General features: G+C 58.2%; 6 protein-coding genes. 3 read left to right on the forward strand and 3 right to left on the reverse strand.

What is annotated here, in order from left to right; genetic code table 11:
* Positions 1-34 precede the first annotated feature (34 nt).
* Positions 35-463, reverse strand: a complete 429-nt coding sequence (hemJ, locus tag AO268_RS14110; RefSeq protein ID WP_029296744.1) for a protoporphyrinogen oxidase HemJ — start codon at positions 461-463, stop codon at positions 35-37.
* Between the two features lie 135 nt (positions 464-598).
* Between hemJ and argC the strand changes: the two genes are divergently transcribed.
* Together argC and erpA are read left to right on the forward strand one after the other, a co-directional pair.
* Complete coding sequence (gene argC / locus AO268_RS14115; RefSeq protein ID WP_076962204.1) at positions 599-1,633, forward strand: N-acetyl-gamma-glutamyl-phosphate reductase; 1,035 nt, start codon at positions 599-601, stop codon at positions 1,631-1,633.
* Between the two features lie 164 nt (positions 1,634-1,797).
* A complete protein-coding gene (erpA, locus tag AO268_RS14120; protein WP_003176443.1) occupies positions 1,798-2,148 on the forward strand; it encodes an iron-sulfur cluster insertion protein ErpA in 351 nt (116 codons plus the stop codon).
* A 66-nt stretch (positions 2,149-2,214) separates the two neighbouring features.
* Here the strand turns inward: erpA and AO268_RS14125 are convergent, their stop codons facing one another.
* Both AO268_RS14125 and AO268_RS14130 read right to left on the reverse strand, forming a co-directional pair.
* Positions 2,215-3,306 carry an anhydro-N-acetylmuramic acid kinase gene (locus AO268_RS14125; protein ID WP_099169013.1) on the reverse strand — a complete coding sequence of 364 codons (1,092 nt, stop codon included), beginning with the start codon at positions 3,304-3,306 and terminating at the stop codon, positions 2,215-2,217.
* Between the two features lie 3 nt (positions 3,307-3,309).
* A complete protein-coding gene (locus tag AO268_RS14130; protein WP_076962202.1) occupies positions 3,310-4,722 on the reverse strand; it encodes an OapA family protein in 1,413 nt (470 codons plus the stop codon).
* A 210-nt stretch (positions 4,723-4,932) separates the two neighbouring features.
* Between AO268_RS14130 and tyrS the strand changes: the two genes are divergently transcribed.
* Entirely contained in the window at positions 4,933-6,132 is a 1,200-nt protein-coding gene (tyrS, locus tag AO268_RS14135) for a tyrosine--tRNA ligase (RefSeq protein ID WP_076962201.1), read from the forward strand.
* The last annotated feature ends 255 nt before the right edge of the window (positions 6,133-6,387 follow it).

Here is a 6,387-nt window from a genome sequence, read left to right on the forward strand (position 1 = left end):
GGAAGTACCCCGGATTAAGTGCAACTGATGAGAGTTAGAACGGCTTTACGACGACCAAAATTACAATAGCCAGCAATATCAGAACTGGCACTTCATTGAACCAGCGATAAAAGACATGGCTGCGGGTGTTTTCGCCACGGGCAAAACGTTTTACCTGGGCGCCACACATATGGTGGTAGCCGATCAGGATCACCACCAGGGTCAACTTGGCGTGCATCCAGCCACCCTGGCTGAAGACGCTCGGGTTAAGGCTGATCAACCAGATACCGAAGACCAGCGTGGCGATCATCGCCGGCAGCATGATGCCCTTGTACAGCTTGCGCTCCATGAGGCTGAAGCGCTCCTGGCTGACAGCATCCTGGCTTTGTGCGTGGTAGACGAACAGGCGCGGTAGGTAAAACAGCCCGGCAAACCAGCAGACAATGCTGACGATATGAAAGGCTTTGAGCCATAGATAAAGCATTTTTAGTTATTCCCAGGTTCACGGTAACTGGAGATAGTAGAGGTTAGAGTGTGCGCACGTCACCTTGACGGTTGTCGCAGAACGATACGGCCCCTATTATCGACGGCTTTCCAGTGGTTCGTTGAGGGCAGGTTTATGGTCAAGGTCGGTATCGTCGGCGGCACGGGTTACACCGGTGTCGAATTGCTGCGTCTGTTGGCTCAGCATCCGCAAGCTGAGGTGGTGGTCATCACCTCCCGATCCGAGGCCGGCCTGGCCGTTGCCGATATGTATCCCAACCTGCGCGGTCATTACGACGGGTTGGCGTTCAGCGTTCCGGATATCAAGACCCTGGGTGCCTGCGACGTGGTGTTCTTTGCCACGCCGCACGGGGTTGCCCATGCCTTGGCCGGCGAGCTGCTGGCGGCCGGGACCAAGGTCATCGACCTCTCGGCGGACTTCCGCCTGCAGGATGCCGATGAGTGGGCCAAGTGGTACGGTCAGCCCCATGGTGCTCCAGAGCTGCTCGAAGAGGCGGTGTATGGTTTGCCCGAGGTCAATCGCGAGCAGATCAGGCAGGCGCGCCTGATTGCCGTGCCGGGTTGCTATCCGACGTCGGCCCAGTTGGGTTTCCTGCCGTTGCTGGAGGCCGGCCTGGCTGATGCTTCGCGCCTGATTGCCGACTGCAAGTCGGGGGTCAGTGGCGCAGGTCGCGGTGCGGCCGTAGGCTCCTTGTACTCCGAGACCTCGGAAAGCATGAAGGCGTATGCCGTCAAAGGTCATCGTCACCTGCCGGAAATTCGCCAGGGCCTGCGCCGTGCGGCCGGCCGTGACGTTGGCCTGACGTTTGTGCCGCACCTGACCCCGATGATCCGTGGGATTCACTCGACACTGTATGCAACCGTTACGGATCGCTCGGTGGATCTGCAGGCATTGTTCGAGAAGCGTTATGCCAATGAGCCGTTCGTCGATGTGATGCCGGCCGGCAGCCACCCGGAAACCCGCAGCGTGCGCGGTGCCAACGTGTGCCGGATTGCCGTGCATCGTCCGCAGGATGGCGACCTGGTGGTGGTGCTGTCGGTTATCGATAACCTGGTCAAGGGCGCGTCGGGCCAGGCTGTGCAGAACTTGAACATCTTGTTCGGCCTGGATGAGAAGCTCGGCTTGTCCCACGCCGGCATGCTGCCTTAAGGCTTTGGCTGCTGTGCAAAAGGCCCGTTGATCGGGCCTTTTGTGTTTTTTAGGGGGCGCCGGGCAGATTGATATACCGTAACAATAGTTGACCGCTTTTCTAGGAGAAGCGGATAATGGCCGCCATCACGCATATGGCGGCGCTACGCCGGGAGATTATCAGCATGAGCGTTGAATCCTTCACCCCCACGGCTTTGCAATTCACCCACGGTGCTGCGCACAAGGTGAAGAGCCTGGTCGATGAAGAGGGTAATGATCGCTTGAAGCTGCGCGTATTCGTTACGGGCGGCGGTTGTTCAGGGTTTCAGTACGGCTTTACCTTCGATGAAGATGTGGCCGATGACGACACCATCGTCGAGCGCGAGGGCGTAAGCCTGGTCGTGGATCCGATGAGCTTCCAGTACTTGGCGGGTGCCGAGGTGGATTACCAGGAAGGTTTGGAAGGCTCGCGCTTTGTGATCAAAAATCCGAATGCCACCACGACTTGTGGTTGCGGTTCGTCGTTTTCGATCTGATCGATAGCGGGTAGGCAAAACGCCGCTTGGCTCTTATGGGGCAAGCGGCGTTTTGCTATCTGCGATTCAGGCGGGGTAGATCGCGCCCAGTACGCGAAGGCCGCGGGCACCGGTCACGCTTGGGCGGTTGGCGGCGATGCCTTCAAGGCAGCAATGGGCCAGCCAGGCGAAGGCCATGGCTTCCACCCAGTCAGGATCTACGCCGTAGGTGGCGGTGCTGCTGACGCGGGTGGCCGGTAGCATGGCGGCGAGGCGGTTCATCAGCGTGGTGTTATGCGCGCCGCCGCCACACACCAGCAGGGTTTCGGTGTGCGATTGCGCGGATTTCAATGAGGCAACGATGGTCTGCGCCGTCAGTTCCAGCAGCGTGGCCTGGACATCCTGGGCATGCAGTGATGGCAGTCGGCCGAGGTGCTGTTCCAGCCAGGGCAGGTTGAAGACTTCGCGCCCTGTGCTTTTTGGGCCCTGGGTCAGGAAGAAAGGGTCACTGAGCAACGCGCTGAGCAGCTGTGGCTCGACCTTTCCTGTCGCCGCCCATTGGCCGTCGCGGTCAAAGGTTGCGCCCCGTTGCTGGTGAATCCAGGCGTCCAGCAGGACATTGCCTGGGCCGCAGTCAAAACCCGCTACCGGTTTGCCGGTCTCGATCAGGCTCAGGTTGCTGAAGCCGCCGACATTCAGTACTGCGCGGTTGCCGTCGGCCTCGCCAAACAGCGATTCGTGAAAGGCTGGCACCAGTGGCGCACCCTGACCACCGGCGGCCACATCGCGGCTACGAAAGTCACTGACCACGGTGATTCCGGTCAGCTCAGCCAGTAAGGCGGGGTTGCCGATCTGTACGGTGAAACCGCGGGCAGGCTCGTGGCGAATGGTTTGTCCGTGGCTGCCAATTGCGCGGATGTTGTGGTGAGTGAGCTGCTGTTGCTCCAGCAAAGCATGAATGCCCTGGGCGGCGAGTGTTACCCAGTTTTGCTGGGCAATCGCCGAACGTGCAATCTCGTCCGGGCCGCTGGCGCAAAGGCCCAGCAGTTCAACACGCAGGGGGGCGGGCATGGGGATGTAGTGCGTGGCGATCAGCTTGACCGCCGTTTCCTGCTCGATCAGCGCAATATCCAGGCCATCGAGGCTGGTCCCGGACATCACACCTATATAGAGCGCCATCGCTTAGCGCTTCGCCGAAGCCAGCATGGTGGCGCGTTCCTGGTCCATGCGTGCCATCAGCGGTTGGCTTTGCTGAAGGAAGCGGGCGCGCTCGGCCTTGGCGATCGGGTCGGCCATTGGCAGCTTCTGGCCCAGCGGGTCGACGTGCACACCGTTGACCTGGAACTCATAGTGCAGGTGCGGGCCGGTGGACAGGCCAGTGGTGCCGATATAGCCGATCACTTGGCCTTGCTTGACGTTGCCGCCGGTCTTCACACCTTTGGCAAAGCCTTGCATGTGACCGTAGAGCGTACGGTAGCTGTTGCCGTGCTGGATGATAACGGTGTTGCCGTAGCCGCCGCGGCGCCCGGCCAGCAGCACCTTGCCGTCGCCGGCAGACTTGATCGGCGTGCCGCGCGGTGCGGCATAGTCCACGCCTTTGTGGGCGCGGATTTTGTTCAGAATTGGATGCTTGCGGCCCATGGAGAAACGCGAGCTAATACGGGCGAAGTCAACCGGAGTACGGATGAAGGCCTTGCGCATGCTATTGCCGTCGGCGGTGTAGTAGCTGCTATTGCCTTGTTTGTTGGTGTAGCGCACGGCGGTGTAGGTCTTGCCGCGGTTGGTAAAACGCGCCGACAGGATATTACCGGTGCCGACGACCTTGCCGTTGGCTACCTTTTGCTCGTAGATCACGTCGAACTCGTCACCCTGGCGAATATCCTGGGCGAAGTCGATGTCGTAGCCAAATACGCTGGCCATGTCCATGGTCATGCTGTGGGACAGGCCCGCGCGCGCTGCGGACTGGGACAATGAGCTGTTGATCACGCCATGAATGTAGGCCGAGCGCATCACCGGCTTGGTGGTCACGCGATTGAAGGCAAAGCCCTTGGCGCCCTTGGTCAGGGTGATGCTTTCGAGGTCATTGAGGTTGCTGTGCAGGGTGGTCAGTTGGCCGTCCGGGGTCAGCTCGAACTGAAGCTTCTGGCCACGCTTGAGTTGGGTGAACTGTTTGGCTTGCTTATCGCTGGCCAGCACCTCATTAACAGTCGTGGCTGGAAGGCCGACCTTTTCAAACAGCGTCGATAGCGTGTCACCTTTGCCCACGATGACTTCACGATGCTCCGGGCCCTTTGCGATCTGGGGTGTAGGTGCTGCCTGGGCGGTTTGCTGGGTGTCGTCCGCACTGTCTTCGATCTGTGCAAATGGTGACTCGACGCTTGCGGTTGTGGCTTGTTGCGCGTCAGAGGCGTCTTGATCTTGTGTCAATTGTTCAATCGGGCTCTCCAAGTCAAGGCTCAGAGTCGTTCGTTTGGCTTCTACGTCACTGGAAGGGAATACCAGGAGTGCCAGGCTGAGAAGGGCGGCGATACCACTTGCGGCGAGCAGGTGGGTCTTCGGGTAAAGCGGCGGCGCTTTAGACGGTTCAGTGGTCATAGGTAATTTTGACTTTGAAAAGATGAAATGGAAAAGATGAATGACATGATGAAGATGAAATAACTGTATAAAATATAACCAAATCATCTGTGGTGCAAGCTTGCGAATGCCGGGCTCGCCGAATGGTGTCTGTTTACAGGGCAAAACTTGTAATTAGTCCCTGATCTTGTATGGTTGGTTCCCTTTGAATCTGAGCCTTGCGGGTCTGTTATGAAGTCGGTTGAAGAGCAGCTAGCGCTGATCAAACGTGGTGCGGAAGAACTGTTGGTCGAGGCCGAGCTGATCGAAAAGCTCAAGCGTGGCCAACCCCTGCGTATTAAGGCTGGCTTTGATCCGACAGCGCCGGATCTGCACCTGGGTCATACCGTGCTTATTAATAAGCTGCGCCAGTTCCAGGAGCTGGGGCACCAGGTGATCTTCCTTATAGGTGACTTCACCGGGATGATCGGCGACCCGAGTGGTAAGAGCGCCACGCGCCCGCCGCTGACCCGTGAGCAGGTTCTCGATAATGCCGAGACCTACAAGACCCAGGTCTTCAAGATTCTCGATCCGGCCAAGACCGAGGTGGCGTTCAACTCCACATGGATGGATCAAATGGGCCCGGCGGACTTTATTCGCCTGACATCCCAGTACACCGTTGCGCGGATGCTTGAGCGCGATGACTTCGATAAGCGCTACTCCACCAATCAGCCTATTGCGATTCACGAGTTCCTATATCCGTTGGTTCAAGGTTATGACTCGGTGGCGCTGCGTGCGGATGTCGAGCTGGGCGGTACTGATCAGAAGTTCAACCTGTTGATGGGGCGTGAGCTGCAGCGCGCGTATGGTCAGGAGGCCCAGTGCATTCTGACCATGCCATTGCTGGAAGGGTTGGATGGCGTGAAGAAGATGTCCAAGTCGTTGGGCAACTATGTCGGGATCCAGGAAGCACCGGGCGTGATGTACGGCAAGCTGGTTTCTATTCCGGATGCGCTGATGTGGCGTTACTTCGAGCTGTTGAGCTTCCGCTCGATGGATGAGATCAATGCGTTGCGTGCCGACGTAGAGGCGGGTGCGAATCCGCGGGACGTCAAGATCAAGCTCGCGGAAGAGATTGTTGCGCGCTTCCATGGCGAGGAGGCTGCGGCCAGTGCTCACCGTGCGGCGGGCAATCGCATGAAGGATGGCGAGCTGCCGGATGATCTGCCTGAGATTGAGCTGACTGCTGGCGAGGCGATGCCGATCGCGGCTGTCCTTAATAAGGCAGGCCTGGTGAAGAACTCGGCGGTTGCTCGTGACCTTCTGGGTTCTGGTGGTGTGCGTATAGATGGTGAGGTTGTCGATCGCACCTTTATATACGAGCTGGGCGCGACCCACGTTTGCCAGGCCGGCAAGAAGGCATTTGCACGTATTACGCTTAAATCCGAATAAACCTGAAATTAAGGGTTGACGGCGATTTATATCTGTCTATAATTCGCCCCACTTCCGGCGCAGTCGAAACGGAAAACTCCTTGGTAAACAAAGAGTTACGCAGAATTCGACAGCGAGTTGCTTCAGTTCATCGAAGCCCAGAAGGAGTTGGTAGAGCAATGTTGTTTGGCTCTATTAACGTTTCGATCCTCTCGGTCGAAAGCGGAGAAAAAGAGGTGTTGACAGCAGCGTGTAACGCTGTAGAATTCGCCTCCC

Source organism: Pseudomonas sp. ICMP 8385 (assembly GCF_002699915.1).
GTDB classification, from domain to species: Bacteria; Pseudomonadota; Gammaproteobacteria; order Pseudomonadales; family Pseudomonadaceae; genus Aquipseudomonas; species Aquipseudomonas gessardii.